The organism is Myxococcus guangdongensis, assembly GCF_024198255.1.
GTDB lineage: Bacteria > Myxococcota > Myxococcia > Myxococcales > Myxococcaceae > Myxococcus > Myxococcus guangdongensis.
In genome coordinates this window covers 327,131-343,187 of sequence record NZ_JAJVKW010000012.1, presented here as the reverse complement: position 1 = coordinate 343,187, position 16,057 = coordinate 327,131, and the positions used below count along the sequence as shown (strand labels likewise).

Annotated in this window: 14 protein-coding genes; 7 read left to right on the top strand and 7 right to left on the bottom strand. The window is 71.4% G+C overall.

Annotation, left to right across the window (positions count from 1 at the left end; genetic code table 11):
* Window positions 1-40: 40 nt before the first annotated feature.
* The gene (locus LXT21_RS32815) at window positions 41-1,618 is read left to right on the top strand and encodes an LVIVD repeat-containing protein (RefSeq protein WP_254042147.1); all 1,578 of its coding nucleotides are present in this window, start codon (window positions 41-43) and stop codon (window positions 1,616-1,618) included.
* Between the two features lie 6 nt (window positions 1,619-1,624).
* Here LXT21_RS32815 and LXT21_RS45250 read toward each other — a convergent pair whose 3' ends face one another.
* From LXT21_RS45250 to LXT21_RS32775, 5 genes are all read right to left on the bottom strand, one after another.
* The gene (locus LXT21_RS45250; protein WP_267145433.1) at window positions 1,625-3,655 is read right to left on the bottom strand and encodes a response regulator; all 2,031 of its coding nucleotides are present in this window, start codon (window positions 3,653-3,655) and stop codon (window positions 1,625-1,627) included.
* A complete protein-coding gene (locus LXT21_RS32790; protein ID WP_254042146.1) occupies window positions 3,652-6,213 on the bottom strand; it encodes a response regulator in 2,562 nt (853 codons plus the stop codon). The genes LXT21_RS45250 and LXT21_RS32790 overlap by 4 nt, the downstream gene beginning before the upstream one ends.
* Window positions 6,210-6,587 (bottom strand): response regulator, encoded by a 378-nt coding sequence (locus LXT21_RS32785; RefSeq protein WP_254042145.1) that lies wholly within the window; start codon window positions 6,585-6,587, stop codon window positions 6,210-6,212. The genes LXT21_RS32790 and LXT21_RS32785 overlap by 4 nt, the downstream gene beginning before the upstream one ends.
* Window positions 6,588-6,723: 136 nt before the next feature.
* Window positions 6,724-7,161: a helix-turn-helix domain-containing protein gene (locus LXT21_RS32780; protein WP_254042144.1), complete on the bottom strand. Its 438-nt coding sequence runs from the start codon at window positions 7,159-7,161 to the stop codon at window positions 6,724-6,726.
* Window positions 7,162-7,219: 58 nt separating this feature from the next.
* Window positions 7,220-7,591, bottom strand: coding sequence for a helix-turn-helix transcriptional regulator (locus LXT21_RS32775; RefSeq protein ID WP_223751000.1), 372 nt, complete (start codon window positions 7,589-7,591; stop codon window positions 7,220-7,222).
* 230 nt (window positions 7,592-7,821) lie between these two features.
* On the opposite strand from LXT21_RS32775, the gene LXT21_RS32770 reads away from it, so the two are divergent.
* Window positions 7,822-8,997: a serine/threonine-protein kinase gene (locus LXT21_RS32770; protein WP_254042143.1), complete on the top strand. Its 1,176-nt coding sequence runs from the start codon at window positions 7,822-7,824 to the stop codon at window positions 8,995-8,997.
* Between the two features lie 121 nt (window positions 8,998-9,118).
* Window positions 9,119-10,522 carry a serine/threonine-protein kinase gene (locus tag LXT21_RS32765; protein ID WP_254042142.1) on the top strand — a complete coding sequence of 468 codons (1,404 nt, stop codon included), beginning with the start codon at window positions 9,119-9,121 and terminating at the stop codon, window positions 10,520-10,522.
* Window positions 10,523-10,689: 167 nt separating this feature from the next.
* Here LXT21_RS32765 and LXT21_RS32760 read toward each other — a convergent pair whose 3' ends face one another.
* The gene (locus LXT21_RS32760) at window positions 10,690-11,661 is read right to left on the bottom strand and encodes a zinc ribbon domain-containing protein (RefSeq protein ID WP_254042141.1); all 972 of its coding nucleotides are present in this window, start codon (window positions 11,659-11,661) and stop codon (window positions 10,690-10,692) included.
* Window positions 11,658-12,611 carry a hypothetical protein gene (locus LXT21_RS32755; protein ID WP_254042140.1) on the bottom strand — a complete coding sequence of 318 codons (954 nt, stop codon included), beginning with the start codon at window positions 12,609-12,611 and terminating at the stop codon, window positions 11,658-11,660. Before LXT21_RS32755 ends, LXT21_RS32760 begins: the two co-directional genes overlap by 4 nt.
* A gap of 135 nt (window positions 12,612-12,746) precedes the next feature.
* Here LXT21_RS32755 and LXT21_RS32750 point away from each other — a divergent pair, with 135 nt between their 5' ends.
* The 4 genes from LXT21_RS32750 to LXT21_RS45530 all read left to right on the top strand — a co-directional run bounded on the left by LXT21_RS32750 (window position 12,747) and on the right by LXT21_RS45530 (window position 16,051).
* On the top strand, window positions 12,747-13,058 hold the full coding sequence (locus tag LXT21_RS32750) for a hypothetical protein (RefSeq protein ID WP_254042139.1): 312 nt from the start codon (window positions 12,747-12,749) through the stop codon (window positions 13,056-13,058).
* 177 nt (window positions 13,059-13,235) lie between these two features.
* On the top strand, window positions 13,236-13,919 hold the full coding sequence (locus LXT21_RS32745; protein WP_046717154.1) for a hypothetical protein: 684 nt from the start codon (window positions 13,236-13,238) through the stop codon (window positions 13,917-13,919).
* 183 nt (window positions 13,920-14,102) lie between these two features.
* Entirely contained in the window at window positions 14,103-14,276 is a 174-nt protein-coding gene (locus tag LXT21_RS32740; protein ID WP_170300510.1) for a hypothetical protein, read from the top strand.
* A 188-nt stretch (window positions 14,277-14,464) separates the two neighbouring features.
* Window positions 14,465-16,051, top strand: a complete 1,587-nt coding sequence (locus LXT21_RS45530; RefSeq protein ID WP_254042138.1) for a CBS domain-containing protein — start codon at window positions 14,465-14,467, stop codon at window positions 16,049-16,051.
* The last annotated feature ends 6 nt before the right edge of the window (window positions 16,052-16,057 follow it).

Below are 16,057 nucleotides of genomic sequence, written 5' to 3'. Positions count from 1 at the left end.
CCGCTGGCCGGCGCGTGGCTCCCCACCCAGGAGGTACGCGATGCAGCCCGCGCTTCTTGCGTCGATGGCACTGCTCGCCTGCTTGGCGACGGGCTGCGCGTCCTCCGATGCGCCCCCTTGGGATGGGCGCTACACGCCGCTCGAGGAGCTCGGCGACTGGAGCGACCACGGACCCTTGTCCGTCTGCGGCGTCCTCGAGAACGAGGCCGCGTGCGGCAGCCTGGAGTCGTTCGACCTGTCCGGGTGTCGACGCCACACGCTGGAGCAGTTGGAGCGCATGGGGGTGTATCGCAGCCTCTTGCGCATCGATGCGCGCAACGGCGCGCCCGCGCGGTTCGTGCCCCTGGGTGGGGGATTCAAGCTGAACGCGGCGGGCACGCCCGAGCAGGTGCAGGGGGCCAGCGCCGTGGCCGGTGTCTGGGACACGCGGACGCTGCTCATCGCCAGCCAGTCGCAGGATGGAGGGCTGTTCACCTTCGCGGGCTGCAACGCGGTGAACCCTCGCGTCGTCACGGGGTGCTTCACGCGGTGCCGGGACGGGGTGCTGGTGGAGTCGGGGACGTTCCGCGCCGAGCGCGTCACGCGCTTCCAGGGCGAGCATGAAATCTCCGGCGGGATGCGGCTGGTGTCCGAGCGCGCGGTGAGGTTGGGCCAGCCCGTGGACGTGCAGCGCGTCGACGACCATGCGTATGTCATCTCGCAGGACCGGCGTGGGCGGCCCGGTGGGCTCACGGTGTTCGACGTGAGCGACCCGGCGGTGCCGGTGCACGTGGCGGAGCTGAGCACGCCGGGGGACACGGACTGGCGGGGCGCGACGTTCAAGGGCGGGATGCTCTATGTCGCGAGCGCCAGCTCGGGGTTGGTGGTGCTCGATGTCTCCGTGCCCTCGGCGCCGGTGCTGGTGCGCCGCGTGTCCGCGACGGCCGTGCCGGGGGTGTCGATGGTGAGCGTGGATGGGGACCGGCTCTATGCCGTGTCCACGGATGCCACGGTGGGCACCTTGATGTTCGACATCAGCCAGCCCACCGAGCCGCGGCTGCTCGAGCGCATCGTCTCCGGCATGCGCATGCCGGACCAGCCGTCCTCCCGGGGCCCGGTGAGCTACCAGGGCCGGCTGTATGTGAATCACCGGGGCGCGGGGCTGCAGGTCGTCGACGCGCGCGCGTCCTCGGGGGTCCGGGTGCTGGGGCAGTACACGTATCCGTACGCCAACAGCCGCGCGAGCGCGGTGGGCACGTTCGGCGGGCGCGTCGTGGCGTTCGAGAGCAGCATGGGCATGGGGGCGCGGCTGCGCGCGCTGGATGTCAGCGAGCCGCGTCACATCGTGAAGATGGGCGAGTACGGCCTGCGCGCCGTGGTGTCACCGCGAGCGATGGAGTTGAGGGGCTCGCGGCTGTACGTGACGTACCACCAGGAGGGGCTGCGCGTGCTGGACGTGAGCAACCCCACGAACCCGCGCGAGGTGGCGTACTTCAACAGCTTCCGCGAGACGGACCCGGGACGCGGGGACTCGATGGAGGAAGGCGCCACCGGGCTCCAGGTGCCCGGTGATGGCCATGTCTACGTGGTGGACACGTCGCGCGGACTGCTCGTGCTGACCGAGCCCCCGGGCGAGTGACGAGGCTCACACCTCGATGCGGTTGCGCCCGTTCGTCTTCGCCCGGTGCAGTCGGGCGTCCGCGACGCGCAGCAGCGCCTCCAGCGTCGCGCCGTCCCCGGGTGACTCCGCGATTCCCGCGCTCATCGTCACGCGGAAGGACTCGCCGCCGTCTCCGTCGAAGGTCATCTCCGCCACCTCCGCCATCGTCCGCGACAGAATCGCCTTCGCGCTCGCCGCCGTCTCGCCGAGCAGCCCCACCACGAACTCCTCGCCTCCCCAGCGCCCACGCACGTCCTCGCGCCGGAACCGCGCCCCCAACAGGCGCCCCAGCCGCGTCAGCACCCGGTCCCCCGCCAGGTGCCCGTACTTGTCGTTCACCCGCTTGAAGTGGTCCACGTCCAGGAAGCACAACGACAACGGCCGCTGCTGACGCTGCGCCTCCGACAACCGGCTCCGCAGCCCCTCGATGAACGGCCGCCGCAACATCAGCCCCGTCAACGCGTCCCGCTCCGCGCGCTCACGCGACAGCCGCGCCCGCTCCAGCCGCGCCTGCACCCGCGCCCGCAGCTCCTCCTTCAACACCGGCTTGGAGATGTAGTCGTCCGCCCCCGCCTGGAACGCCGCCAGCCGGAACTCCAACCCCAGGTGCGCCGTAATCAGCAACACCGGCAGCTCCTGCCACGCCGGCATCGACCGCAGAATCCGACACAAGTCGAACCCGCTCGGCCCCGGCATCTGCACGTCCAGCAACAACAGGTCCGGCCGATGCTCCGCCAACGCCTCCATCAGCCGGTGCGCGTCCCCCAACCCCACCACCTCAATCTGCTCGCTCGCCAGCGCGTGCACCAACGCAGCAATCGCCTCCGGGTCGTCGTCCACCACCAACACCCGCGAGCGCTCCGGTCGCCGCGCCGCCACCATCCGCTCCGCCGCCGCCGAGAAGTCCGTCGCCGTGAAGGGCCTGGGCAGGAACAACGAGCCGCCCGCGTGCGCCGCCGCCACCCGGTCCTCCAACCCGCCCGACGCCCCCGTGAAGCCCAACGGCAACGAGCCCATCCCCTCCGCGGACCGCAGCTCGTGCGCCGCCTGGATGCCGCCCATCTCCCCCCCCAGGTGCATGTGGATGAGCACCCCGTCCACCCACTGCCTGCGCGCCAACACCACCGCCTCGTCCGCCGTGCGCGCCGGCAACACCCGCACCACGTGCGCGCGCCCCAGCCGCTCCGCCTCCTCGAGGACCGCCCGGTCCTCGTCCACCACCAGCAACACCCCCTCCGTCGGCAACATCGCCGCGGGCCCGTCCTTGCGCACCGGCGGCGTCACCTGCACGGACGCCGTCGCCGCCAGCTCGCGGAACGCCACGTCCACCAACCCCCAGTCCACCCGCCCGCCGTCCTTCCCCGCCCGGAGCCCCTCCTCCAGCCGCCCCGCCGCGAGGCTCACCTCCGTGAAGCCATAGCTGCCCGCCGTGCCATGCAGCTTGTGCACGACCATGCTCGCCTCATCCAGCGCGCCCCCATTGCCCGCGCGCGCCGCGGACAAGAGCGCCTCCAGCCCGCCCACCTTGTCCTTCAGCCGCGCGCCGTACTCCTCGTTGAGCGCCACCAGGCTCGCCGCCAGCTCGTCGCGCACCGGGTCCACGTCCGCCAACGCCCGAGGCCCCGCCGGCGCCGGCGGCAACGCCTTGGTGAACAGCTGGCTCACCCAGAGGTACAGCTCATCCGGCCGGTACGGCTTGTGGATGATGCGCGCCACCTTGAGCTGACGCGTGAGCAGCTCGTGGCTCTTCAGGTCCTTCCAGAACGCCGACGCGAACAACACCGGCAGGTCCGGCAGCTTGCCGCGCAGCTCGCGGATGAAGTCCGCCCCCGTCACCCCCGGCAACAGGCCGTCCACGATGGCCGCGTCCACCGGCACCTTCGCCAGCACCGCCCGCGCCTCCGCCGCCGTGCGCGCCGCCTCCACCCGGAAGCCCTTCTCCCGGAGGAAGGCGCACACCAGGCTCTGCAAGTCCTTGTCGTCCTCGAGGAACAGCAGCGTCTTCGCGTCGCTCATGAAGCGGCCCTTGTCTCCGGCTCGCCGTCCTTGCCGGACAGCAGCTCATGCAACAGCTCGCGCACCGAGGCCACCAGCTCCTCCTCGGACGAGCGCGCCTTGCTCAGATGTCGCGTCATCCCCAGCGTCAGCTGCCGCTGGTCCGCGCGCGACAAGTCCCGCCCCGTGAAGACGATGAGCGGCGTCGTGCGCCCCCGTCCCCGGCGGAGGATGTCCACCACCTCGAACCCATCCAGCCCCGGCAGCCCCACGTCCAGCACGATGAGGTCCGGCGGCGTGCGCCGCGCCAGCTCCACCGCGCTCTCCCCGTCCGCCGCCTCGAACACCTGCACCCGCCCCAGCCGCTCCAGCCTGGCGCAGATGACCCGCCGCGTGGCCACGTCGTCATCCACCACCAGCACCCGCGCCTGCCCCGGCCGCCGCATCGCGTGGCGCAGCGCGCTGAGCAACCCCGACTCCTCCAGGGGCTGCGACATCCAGTCCACCACCAGCGGCGTGCCCACGCCCTCGCCCTCCGACGAGCGCCCCGACAGCGCCACCACCGGCAGCCCCCGCGTGCGCGGCTGCTCGCGCAACGAGCGCACCCAGTCCAGCGCCTGCCCATCCGGAATCCGCGTGTCCAACACCACCGCGTCCGGCGGCTCGGCCTCCAGCACCTTCGCCGCCTCCGCGAGACTCACCGCCCGCACCACGCGGTAACCCTCTTGCGACAGCAACCCACGCAACAATCCGGACAGCTCGGCGTCCGCCGTGGCCACCAGCACGTCGTGCCGGCTGGCGTCGCGCGCCGTCGTCGCCGCCACCACCGCCGGGTGCGAGCCCGACACCGGCTTCGCCGCGTCCAGCGCGAAGGTGAAGGTGGAGCCCTTGCCCAACGCGCTCAGCACCTCGATGCCGGCGCCGTGCTGGTTCACGATGGCCTGCGAGATGGCCAGCCCCAGGCCCGTGCCGCCCTTGGAGCGCGTGTCCGAGCCGTCCAGTTGCTGGAAGCGCGCGAACAGCCGGTCCTTCTGCTCCTCGGGGATGCCGGGGCCGGCGTCCACCACGCTGAAGCGCACGCGCCCCGGCGCCTGGGGCAGCACGCGCACCACCACCTCCGCGCCCCCGGTGGAGAACTTCACCGCGTTGGACACCAGGTTGGTGAGCACCTGGATGAGGCGGTCCCGGTCTCCCCGCACGCGGGGCGCCTGCTCCACGTCCGCGCGCAGGACCACGCCCGCCGCGTCCGCCACGCCCTTCAGGCCCCCGAGCGTCGCCTCCACCAGCTCACGCGCATCCAGGGAGGCGAGCTTCAGCTCGAGCATCCCCGCCTCCATCTTCTCCAGGTCGAGGATGTCGTTGATGAGGCGGATGAGCCGCTCCGTGTTCGAGCGCGCGATGCGCACCATCTCCAGCGCGGGCTCCGGCATCTCGCCGACGATGCCGCCCTCGAGCAACCCCAGCGAGCCGCGGATGGACGTCAGCGGCGTGCGCAGCTCGTGGCTCACCGTGGAGACGAACTCGTTCTTCATCCGCTCCACCTCCTTGCGCTCGGTGATGTCGCGCACGAAGGCGGTGAAGCGCGCGGGCCCCTCGCCCGGCACCCGCGCCAGCGTCAGCTCCGCGGGGAACATGCTCCCGTCCGCGCGCAGACACGGCGACTCCAGCCGCGTGGCCGTCCCGGACGTCTCGCGCAGCGCGGCGGAGACCTCCTCGCGCTTGCCTGCGGGCAACGATGCGGGCAGGGCGAGCGCCAGGAACTCGCGCCCCACCGCCTCCGCCGCCGTGAGCCGGAAGACCTTCTCCGCCGTGGGGTTGAGCTCGAGCAGCCGGCCCCCCTCGTCGATGAGCAGGATGCCGTCCGGCGCCGCCTCCAGGATGGCCGCCTTGCGCGCCTGGGTGGTGCGCTGCTCCTCGCTCGCGGCGACGAGCTCGCGCCCCCGCTCCTCCACGCGCTGCTCCAACGCCGCGTTGAGCGTGGCCAGCTCCCCGGACGCGCGCGACAGCCGCACCAGCACCACCACCACGTACGCCCCCAAGAGCAGCGACGCCGCGAAGAAGACGACGCGCGTGCGCTCGTTGGCCACCTGCGCCCGCTCGTGCAGCTGGACGAAGGTGCCCACCAGCCGCTCCGCCTGCGCGCTGGCCGAGCGCTCCAACAGGGCCTGCATCGCGGCGTCCGCCTCGCGCTGCTCGCCCCGGGCCTGGGCGGCCCGCGAGCGCTCCAGGAGCACCCGGTTGTCCTCCAGCGCGCCCTGGTACGCGTCCAGCGACGACGCCATCACCCGCGCCTCCTCCGCCGACAGGAAGGACGGCACGTCGCGCAGCGCCTCGGCGCGGGCCCTCAGCGCGGCGAAGGCCTGGGCGTGGGAGCCGTGGCGCTCGGGCAAGCCCAGCCGCTCGCGGAGCACGTCCTGCTCCAGCTCCGCGCTCGCCAGGCGCAGCTGCTGCAGGCCCGTGCGGTACGCGTCGATGCGGGCGGTGCCCCAGGGGCGGCCCACCACGAACAGGGCGCACAGCACCAGCAGCGCCCCCACCGGGAGGGCCACGGAGCGCTTCGACAGGCGCGGGCCGCTCACTCCGGCACCAGCTTGCGAATCTCCTTGGGCAGCGTCATGGGGTCGAAGGGCTTGCTGATGACGCCCACCGCGCCGAGCCCGAGGTAGCGCTCCACCTCCTGCTTCTGCACCTTGGCCGTCATGAAGATGATGGGCGTGCTCGACGTGGCCACCTGCTTGCGCAGCTCACCGAAGGTGGTGGGCCCGTCCATGCCCGGCATCATCACGTCCAGCAGGATGAGGTCCGGCAGCTCCTCGGCGGCCTTGGAGAGGGCCTCGGCGCCCGACGAGGCCAGCACCGTGTCCCATTTGCCCACCCGACTCAGGCTCAGCTTCCCGATGGCGCGGATGTCCTCTTCATCATCCACCAGCATCACCTTGCGAAGGGTCGTCATGAGGGGCGGACCTCCAGGGGAAAGGGTGTGGTAACCCACGTGCGGGGAACCTGGCGAGTGGACGTTTGTCCAGGGTTCCGCGTCGGGGATTCAACACCCGGCGCGCTCACATTCCCAGCCTCCTGACACCCGCCGCCTAGCCGGTTGCCTTGCGCCGACGCGCCGGACGGGCCTGCTTCACCGGGGCGGCCCGGGGCGGCATCACCGACACCACGGCGTTGACGACGCGCGACACCGCGCGCAGCTGCGAGGGCTCCAGCTCCCGGAGCTTGCGCGTCATGCGGCGCAGCTCCAGCGGGTCCTCGCGCTCCGGCTTGCGCGTCACGGGCGTGACCGGGGCACCCCCGCGGCCGACCCCCAGGAGCGTATCCGAGGAGACCTGGAGCACGTCACACAGCCGCTTGAGCGTCTGCGTGCGAGGCAACATCCGCCCGCGCTCCAGCCTGCTGTAGACCTCCATGGCCATGCCGATTCGCTCGGCCACGTCGCTCTGGGTGAGGCCCAACCGCAGGCGAGCGGTCCGCGCCGCCCCACCCAGGATGGCCGCGAGCTTGTGGTCGACGGGCTCACGCATGATTCGGCCAGCGTCGCACGGCGCGCGGGGGAGGCAAGTTTCCCGTCCCCATCGGAGCTCAGCGCCGCCGGAGCGCGAGCGCGCCCTGGACCACCTGCACCACGGCCCGGAGCGCCTCCGGCTCCAGCGCGCGCAGGGAGCGCAACAGTCGGCGCAGCACGGGAGGGTCCTCCACGCGCGGACCCACCGGCCCTCGAACGGCCACGGGCGCGCCCTCCGACAAGCCGAGCAGCGCGTTCGCGTCCATGCACAGCACCAGACACAGCCTGCGCAGCGTGGTGACGCTGGGCAGCACGCGGCCGCGCTCCATGCGGCTGTAGACCTCCATGGCGATGCCCACGCGCTCCGCCACGTCCGCCTGGGTCAATCCCAACCGAGCCCGCGCCGCCTTCGCCGCCGTCCCCACGGTGATGGCCAGTTCCTCGTTCATGGTCCCCGCGCCTCTCGACAGTCTCCCTACCACATCGTCCGCGCCGCACCCTACCTCAGGAGAGGGGAAGACTACCCAAAAAGAGGGTTGCCATGCTAATGACGTCAGAGGTTGACCAAGGTCATCCAGATTCGCTGTCGGGGTTTCGATTTACCGAGAGGGATTCGACCTCGAAGGTCTCGGGTCTGGTGATGCCCTCATGGGTGGGGACAGATGGAGAGGATGGGACGATGAGCGACCTGGAGGCGATGCACCCGCTGCTGCTCCAACCCTCGGAGCAGCTGGGGGCCCTGCGCATCATCCGGAGGCTGGCGACGGGCGGTTACGGCGCCATCTTCCTGGCGGAGAGCGAGACGAAGGGCACGGTGGCGCTGAAGTTCGCGCTGGAGGGCCCCTCGGAGAACGACGAGGCGCGGGTGGACGCGCGCACGAAGCGGGAGGCCCGGCTGCTGATGCACCTGGCGCACCCCAACGTGGTGGAGCTGCTCGGCTACCGGCGCTGGCCGGACGCGCACCGCGGCTACCTGTACCTCATCATGGACTACGTGGAGGGCCCCACCCTGGCGCGGTGGGCCACCACGGAGAAGGCCACGCCGCGCCGGGTCGCGCAGGTGTTCGCGTCGCTGGCGCTCACGTTGGACGCCATCCACGGCGCGGGGGTGGTGCACCGCGACCTCAAGGGCAGCAACATCATCGTCCGCGCGTCGGACGGGGAGCCGGTGCTGGTGGACTTCGGCTCGGGGGACCATCCGTGCGCCCCGTCGCTGACGGAGGACCGGCTGCCACCGGGCACGCCCAGCTATCGCAGCCCGGAGTCGCTGCGCTTCTGGATGGGGCCGCGCATCCCGGGCGCGCGCTACCGGTTCGCGCCCACCGACGACCTGTACTCGCTGGGGCTGGTGCTGCACGAGGTGCTCACGGGCACCTTCCCCTATCCGGCCCACCTGCCGCCGTCCGCGCTGCTGGCCAGCATCGAGTCGGCGCAGTTGCAGCTGCCCTCCGTGCTCAACCCGCGCGTGCCCCGGGTGCTGGATGGAATCGTGCTGCGGCTGCTCGACAAGCACGCGGGCGGACGGTTCCCGAGCGGCGCGGAGCTGTTCGGCGCGTTGAGCGCGGCGCTGGAGCTGGCGGATGAGACGTGGGACGCGCCGCTGTTCCCGCCCCGGCCGCCGCACGAGGCCGTCACCGAGGAGGACGAGTCCCTGTTCGATGGGGACGAGGAGGAACGGGAGATGCGGCAGTGGATGCGCTGGCCGGACTGGCCCGGCGCCAGCTCCGGCTCGGGTTCAGCCCGCACGCCCTCCACCGAGCCCGTGGCCCCGCCCGTCTCTGCCTGGCGCTCCTGGCTGCGTCGACGGCTGCACGTGCTCAAGGGCGCGCTCAGGCCCTGGCGCAAGGAGGATTAGGCATTCGATACCTGAGGTCCAATGGGTGGCGCCCAACCTCAGATATTCCATCACGGCCGGCTTCGTGTTACCTGGAGCATCCTGTAGCGCCCAAATCACTTCCCAGGTTGAGAGGCAGGCCATGACGACGCCCGACACGACGACGGAGGATTCTCCTGGAGGACCGCGGCGGCCGCGGGTGCTGTTCAACGTGGGCGGCACGGTGTTCGAGTTCGTGCGCAAGCTGGAGGTGCGCTCCACCGGAGAGCTGTTGATGCTGGTCCGGCGACGCTACCGGGACGGGCAGAGCGGCCTGGTGGTGGTGAAGCGGCTGCGCAGCCCGGCCACTTTCGTGGAGCGGCGCAGGCTGGTGGAGGAGGTCAGCCTGACGTTCCGCTTCAAGCACCCCAACATCGCGCAGGTGCACCAGATGAAGGTGTACCGGGGCGCGCCTCACGTGGTGATGGAGTACGTGGAGGGGCGCTCGCTGGACACGCTGTTGAATCTGACGGCGATGCGCAGGAGGCCCGTGTCCCCCGCGCTGGCGGCGTTCGTGGTGGCGGAGGTGGCGGACGCGCTGCACCACGCGCACCTGGCGGTGGATGACTGGAACCGGCCGCTGGGCATCGTGCATCGGGACGTGAGCCCGCGGAACATCCGGGTGGGGACGCATGGGGACGTGAAGCTGACGAACTTCACCGTGGCGTCGTCGCGGCTGGTGGGGCGGGAGGAGACCAGCCGGCCGCTGGTGAAGGGCGACGTGGCCTATGCGTCACCGGAGCTGCTGTTGCGCGCGCCGGCGGTGGACGCGCGCTCGGACTTGTTCTCGCTGGGGTTGGTGTTGCTGGAGCTGCTCACGGGGCGCCACCCGCTCGCGGTGGAGGACACGCCGCCTCCGCCGCTGCCGGAGGGGCTGATGCTGGAGGCGCAGGGGCCCACCTGGATGCCGGTGGACGAGGTGGCCGCGCGGATGGCGAACCTGGAGCCGGAGATGGTGGCGCGGATGGTCGCGGACGTGCCGGAGGGGCTGGCGGCGGTGGTGCTGCGCGCGCTGCGCAGGGCCCCGGCGGAGCGGTTCCAGACGGCGGAGGAGATGGGGTGCGTGCTGCGCGGGTGGTTGAGCGTGCACGCGCCCGGGCAGGGGCGGCATGCGACGGCGGAGGAGGTGGCGCGCGTGGCGATGGAGGCGACCAGCCGGCGCAATCAGGCGGAGCTGCTCGAGGGCGGGCTGCATCCGGAGGACCTCACGGCGGAGGAGGCGTCGGTGCCGCTGGAGCCGGGTGGGCTCGCGGAGCTGGATTCCGAGGGCTCGCTGGCCGAGGAGGCCGCGCGGGTGTTCGGGGTGCCGGGGAAGCGCGGGGTGACGCGCGCCCGGGTGGAGGAGCCCGCGCCTCGCGATGGGGAGGAGGCGTGGTGGACGTCCAAGGTCGAAGCGGAGTCGGTGGCCTCTTCCGCGCCGGTGGACGCGCCGTGGCCGGAGGACGACGTCACGCCTCCGGGTGGGAGCAAGCCGCTCGAATCGGACGACGAGCCCGACGCGCCCTGAGCGCGTGGCGCCGGGCGACCCTCCGCTCGCGCTCCACGTCACGAGCGCGTACCCGTACGCAGTCCCGTCGACGCCTCGCCTTCACGCCCACCCGTGCTCGACGCCTCGAATCACCTGCGCCTCGAGCGCGGGTGCAGTCATCACGCGCCTCGGACAACACCGTCGCGTTACATCCTCCCCGCGATGAGCATCATCAACATCAGCGCCGCGAGCGCCGCCAGCACCACACCCAGCACGCGCCACACGGAGATGGGCGACTCGCCAAACACCACCTCCGCGTCCTGGCCATGCACCAGGACGCGGTACGGCTTGTCGCGATAGCGATACGCCAGCACATACACCGGCAAGGCCCAGCGCGTGGTGCGCAGGCTCGACAGGGCCACGGCCACGCGCACGTTCCGGTAGCGACTGCCGGGGATGTCTCCACTCGACTGCACGTGCTCGCTCGCGAGCCGCTCCACCGACTGGAACACCCTGCGCCTCGCCCCCGAGCGCGTCGCCTCGAAGCGCTCGACGCTGGCACCCTCCGGCCCTCGCGCCTCGCCCACCCTCTCATCGAAGCGGTAGTGCGGCGTGAGCTTGTCGCACTCCTCCATCTTCAAGCCGCGCGACGCGGCGACCAGGATGTTGGAGAAGTCCAGGTGCGTGCGGCCCGCGTGCGGCGCCCAGTCCGAGCGCCGTGAGCCCGCGTCCGAGTCCGCCGTCCAGCTCACCTCCACGCCCGCCTTGAACACCCACGCGGGCCACCACATCGGCCGCATGGACTCCAGCGCCGCCTCCTGTGCCAGCCCCGACGGCCGGAAGAAGGCCTTGCGCCCCAGGAAGCGCGACAGCGCCTCGCTCGCCAACGACGGCTCCACCGAGAAGGGCAGCCACCCCTGCGCCTGCTCCACCGGGTCCACCGTCATCTCCACATGCGTCACCGCGCCACAGTAGTCACACCGTGGCGCCCGCGCCTCCACCGAGTACTCCACCGACGCGCCACAGCTGTCACAGCGCACCACGCGCGCGCGCTCGGCGACGGCCTCCCTCCTCGGCGGCTCCGGCGTCGCGAGGCCACACACCGGGCAGCGCAGGTCATCCGCCTCCAGCTCGCACGCGCACCGCTCGCACGGCGACACGCTGGCGGCCGCGCTCATCGGCCACCTCCCTGGAAGAAGAGCCACAGGCCCAGCACCACCAGCAGGCCCACCACCACCGCCGCCATCACCTTCCACACGGACAGCGGCGCCTTGCCGACGACCTCGCCCGTCTGTCCATTCACCAGCACGCGCAGGGGCTCCGCGTCCTCGGCGTAGCGCACCGCCAGCACCCAGACGGGCAACAGGCACACGTCCAAGGACTCGCGGTCCAGGTGGCTGTCGTGACTCAACTCCCGATGCGAATCCCCCGGCATCAGCGCCGCGAGCTTGTCCGACAGCCGCGCCGACACCTCCTCGCGCGCCTTCGCCAGACACGCCTGGAACGTCAGCGAGGGCTCCTCGGCCACCCAGCCGGATACCAACGCCGGCGTGTAGCGCGCCAGTCCCCGCAAATCGAACGGCTCGAGTGCCTCGAGTTCATCGTTGTGCAAGCCATTGGACGCGGTGACGAGCACGTCCGCCACATAGCCGGAGACCTGACCACTCAACGGGCGCCACTCGGTGCGCGTCACCGTGCGCGTGCGCGTCACCGTCTTCCCGTTCTCCGTCGTCGTGTAGCGCTCCTGCTCCTGGTAGTTCTCCCCGATGGAGGCCTGGAATCGGGAGGTCGCCAGCGCGCTGTAGAGGTAGGCGGGCACATAGACGCCGTGCACGTCTCCCGGCGCCGCTCGCCGAATCCCCGAACGGCAGAAGCGGCTCCGCGAGCGCAGCCAGTGCGACACCTTCTGCCGCGCCGCCGCGTGGTTCAGCGAGAAGCCCAACGCGAAGCGCGGCTCGGGCACCCCGGGCGTCGGCGGACGCTCCACCACGGAGGGCGCGGCGCAATAGGGACACCGCGTGGTGCGCAGCGAGGGCTCCAACACCAGCATCGCGCCACACGACTGACAGCCCAGCCGGAGCCTCGGCTCCGTCAGCGCCGCGGCCGGCTCCTCGTGCCCCAATGCCATCACCCCACTCCTTGTCGACGCGAAGCGGACAGGCGCTCGCCCGTCCGCTCGCCGTGCGGACTTCTGCGCCACGACGATAGCCGGGTTGCCGGAGGCATTCCGCGTCATGACTCTATCCAGACGGAGGATTCCATCATGGCGAAGGACCCGCGACGACAGCCCGTCACCCAGCCCGCCGAGGACTTCTACGGGCGCCCCACCGGCCCCCGGGGCGAGCCCGCGCCCCGCGAGGAGCGTGAGCCGCCCCGCGTCCCGCCCTCCACGCCTGACGACGAGCCCGAGCGCCATGGACGCGCCCGCCCCATCGACCCCGCCGAGCGCACGCCGGAGGCCATCCTCGACGACATCCCGGACGGCGACGGCCCTCGCAGCGACGCGGGCACCAATCCCCTCCCCGACCTCTACTGGACCGCCTTCCCGGGCAGCCTGGAGGAGGAGAAGGACTGACTTCACGGCCGGCCCGAGGGGGCTTTCCCGAACCCTCCAGGTCCCCTCGGGCCACGGCCTCTTCTTGAATGGAGTGTCCGCCGACCCCGCGCGCAATCCCTCACGCCCCGTCTGGAATGTCAGCCCCTCCCTGTACTGTGTGCTCATTCGCCAGCACATCCAGGGGGAGGACACTCCATGGCGGAAGTCCGTGAGCTGCCTCGTGTATCCGTGAACAAGCTGGGTGAGTACCTCACCGCCACCCCCGCTCGTCGCAAGCGCATCATCTACGACCAGAAGCACCCGCCCGAGCAGCAGTATCTGCGCTACCCGGAGGCCTCGCTCGCGATTACGGACTTCCTGTGTCGCGACCTCGACCCGGCCATCCTCCGCGAGCACCAGCGCCGCTTCGCGTGCAGCGTGCCGCAGTCGGAGTTCGAGGCGCAGCGGCTGCATCTGTGCTCGGAGGCGCTGGAGCGCTTCGCGGACCTGGTGCCGTGGCTGGGGTTGGAGGACACCATCATCAGCCCCGTGGGCGCCGAGCCCCCCGTGCTCGAGATGGCGGGCGTCACCATCAGCGTGCGGCCGGAGGTCGTCCTGCAGCGCATGGACCGCCATGGCAACCCGCGCGTGGGCCTGATGAAGCTCTACTTCTCCAAGCACCATCCGTTGGATGAGCGCTCGGGGCAGTACATCGGGACGATGCTGCAGCGCTTCGCCGAGCAGCACCTGTGTCAGCTGGGCCCGTCGGACCATCGGATGGTGCAGGTGGTGGACGTGTTCGCGGGCACCATCTTCACCGCGCCCCGCGCGCATATCCGCCGACTCAGTGACGTGGTGCTCGCGTGTGAGGAAATCGCGGAGCGCTGGGCCGTCCACTGAACGAGCATTCGCTGCACGCCGTGCAGCCTCGCGCGCACGGTGGAAGATTTCAGTGGGCTCGCGTGAGCACTGAGACACGGTGAGTCATGTGACACATGACGCTTCCCGGGTTTTCGGGCGGGGCCTACGCTCCCGCGCACCGGTCGATTCGGCGACCGGCCTCACCCCTACGGGAGATGCATCATGAAGAGCCACAAGGTGAAGACTTTGAAGGAGCTGTTCGTGAAGGACCTCGCCCGCATCCACGGAGGCGATGGCAGCGCCACGTCCACCTCCTCCACCGAGACGCAGAGCACCTCGCCCCAGGTCTCCACCACGCAGGCCTGTTGCGAGGAGAAGAACGACCCCTGCTGCTAGAGCGCGGTCGTCCTTCGGATTGCTGAGCTCGCGCGTGTCTCCCTGGATGGGGACACGCGCGTTTCTTTTCGCGGGGCCTGTGTTGAGGGAGCCATCCCTTCGGTCTGGCGTCGTGTCCGATGCAGGGCGGCGCGGGTGTTGGCTCGTGGGAAGTCGGCGTGCGAGGCCGATGGGAACCGGACACTCGGGTGGGTCCGCGTGGGTGTGGCGGGTTGGTGGCGGGCGGGGGCGTCACCAGCGTGCGCCGCATGGCGCATCGAGGGATGGACAACGGCAAGGATGAGGCTCGGGGGGCCGCCACTCGGCCCGGGATGGAGACGGCTCGGCCGGCGGACGCGGCGCCGCCAGGGTCTCGCGAGCGGGGTGAGTCCGATGTGTCGGGCTGGAACCCCGCTCGGGATGAGGCGCCCTCGTCGCGCGAGGGGCGCTATCACCGCGCCGCTTCGCTGCGCATGGCGCAGCCTCGGACGGCGGTGGAGGACCGCTCCGACGAGGCGTGGGCGAGCGGAGGTGTCCAGGGCGGGCCCTATGGACGGGATGACCGGGATGACCGCTACGCCACGGGCGTGGGGCCTCGGGCTCGCATGGGGGCGCAGGACCAGGAGCTTTCGCCCCAGCCCGCGGATTATCGGTCCTGGGACCGGGAGGGCTACGGCGGCGAGGAGTCACGGACGCGTGGGGACGCGCCCCGTGCTGTCTCTGGATGGAGGGCCCGGGAGGAGGCGCCGCTGCCGCTGGAGACGAGCACGCTGCATGAGCCTCCGCGCCGGAGCGAGGGACGCGCGTTCCACACGGGCGATGTCGACACGGAGTTGGGGCTCGGCGAGGAGACGCTCGAGTTCGAGGCGCGCTCGCATGTGAGCCGTCCGGGTGAGCGCGCCGGGAGTGGATGGCGTGGCAGTCGCGAGCTTTCCACACCGTCTCGACAGCACTCCGACTCGGAGCGCTCCGAAGGTGGATGGCGCGGCGCCTCGCCCTCACGTCAGCACTTCGATTCGGAGGGCGGCGTGCGCGGCGGTCGCGACCTCTCCGCGCCTTCGCGTCAGCACTCCGATGATGGCTGGCGCGAGGGGCGCGAGATGTCCGCGCGGTCGCGTGAGCGCTCCGGTGTGGTGCGTTCGGAGGAAGGCTCGCGCGAGGGCCGCGACGTGTCTTCGTCCTCGCGAGGAGGTTCTCGTTCGGAGCGCCGGGAGGTGTCCGCGCCTTCGCGAGGCGCGTCTGGCGTCGAGCGCTCGGAGCGTTCGTTCGTCGCGGACCACATCCGCGAGGACCGGAGCCAGGACTACCGCGCGCCGCCGCTCGGGACGTCCAAGCGCTGGCAGCGGGAGCCGCTGACGGCTCGCGATGTGATGACGCGCAACGTGCGCTCGGTGCGGCGTGACAGCCCGCTGCGCGAAGTGGCTCGCATCATGAAGGACGAGGACTGCGGCGTCGTCCCCATCGTCGACGAGCAGGGCCGGCTCGAAGGGCTCGTCACGGACCGGGACCTCGCGCTGCGCGCCTTCGCCGGTGGCACTTCACCGGAGCAACTTCGCGCCGGGGACGTGATGACCGAGGACGTGGAGGCGGTGACGCTCGACGAGAGCCTGCAGGGTCTCATCGACATCATGGCCCGCCGGCAGATTCGCCGGCTCCCCGTCATCGAGCGCGATGACCGGCTCGTCGGCATCATCTCACTGGGAGACATCGCCCAGCGCGCCGACGCGGACGAGGAGCTGCAACGCGCCCTGGAGCGCATCTCCGCGCGCCGCTCGTTCTGGACGCGGCTGCGCTGAAGTCAC

Bases quoted from the DNA above. Each gene is read 5' to 3' on its own strand.
- LXT21_RS32745 (WP_046717154.1), top strand. From the start codon at position 13,236: ATGGCGGAAGTCCGTGAGCTGCCTCGTGTATCCGTGAACAAGCTGGGT.
- LXT21_RS32765 (WP_254042142.1), top strand. From the start codon at position 9,119: ATGACGACGCCCGACACGACGACGGAGGATTCTCCTGGAGGACCGCGG.
- LXT21_RS32785 (WP_254042145.1), bottom strand. From the start codon at position 6,587: ATGACGACCCTTCGCAAGGTGATGCTGGTGGATGATGAAGAGGACATC.
- LXT21_RS32760 (WP_254042141.1), bottom strand. From the start codon at position 11,661: ATGAGCGCGGCCGCCAGCGTGTCGCCGTGCGAGCGGTGCGCGTGCGAG.
- LXT21_RS32750 (WP_254042139.1), top strand. From the start codon at position 12,747: ATGGCGAAGGACCCGCGACGACAGCCCGTCACCCAGCCCGCCGAGGAC.
- LXT21_RS32780 (WP_254042144.1), bottom strand. From the start codon at position 7,161: ATGCGTGAGCCCGTCGACCACAAGCTCGCGGCCATCCTGGGTGGGGCG.
- LXT21_RS32775 (WP_223751000.1), bottom strand. From the start codon at position 7,591: ATGAACGAGGAACTGGCCATCACCGTGGGGACGGCGGCGAAGGCGGCG.
- LXT21_RS32815 (WP_254042147.1), top strand. From the start codon at position 41: ATGCAGCCCGCGCTTCTTGCGTCGATGGCACTGCTCGCCTGCTTGGCG.
- LXT21_RS32740 (WP_170300510.1), top strand. From the start codon at position 14,103: ATGAAGAGCCACAAGGTGAAGACTTTGAAGGAGCTGTTCGTGAAGGAC.
- LXT21_RS32770 (WP_254042143.1), top strand. From the start codon at position 7,822: ATGAGCGACCTGGAGGCGATGCACCCGCTGCTGCTCCAACCCTCGGAG.
- LXT21_RS45250 (WP_267145433.1), bottom strand. From the start codon at position 3,655: ATGAGCGACGCGAAGACGCTGCTGTTCCTCGAGGACGACAAGGACTTG.
- LXT21_RS32755 (WP_254042140.1), bottom strand. From the start codon at position 12,611: ATGGCATTGGGGCACGAGGAGCCGGCCGCGGCGCTGACGGAGCCGAGG.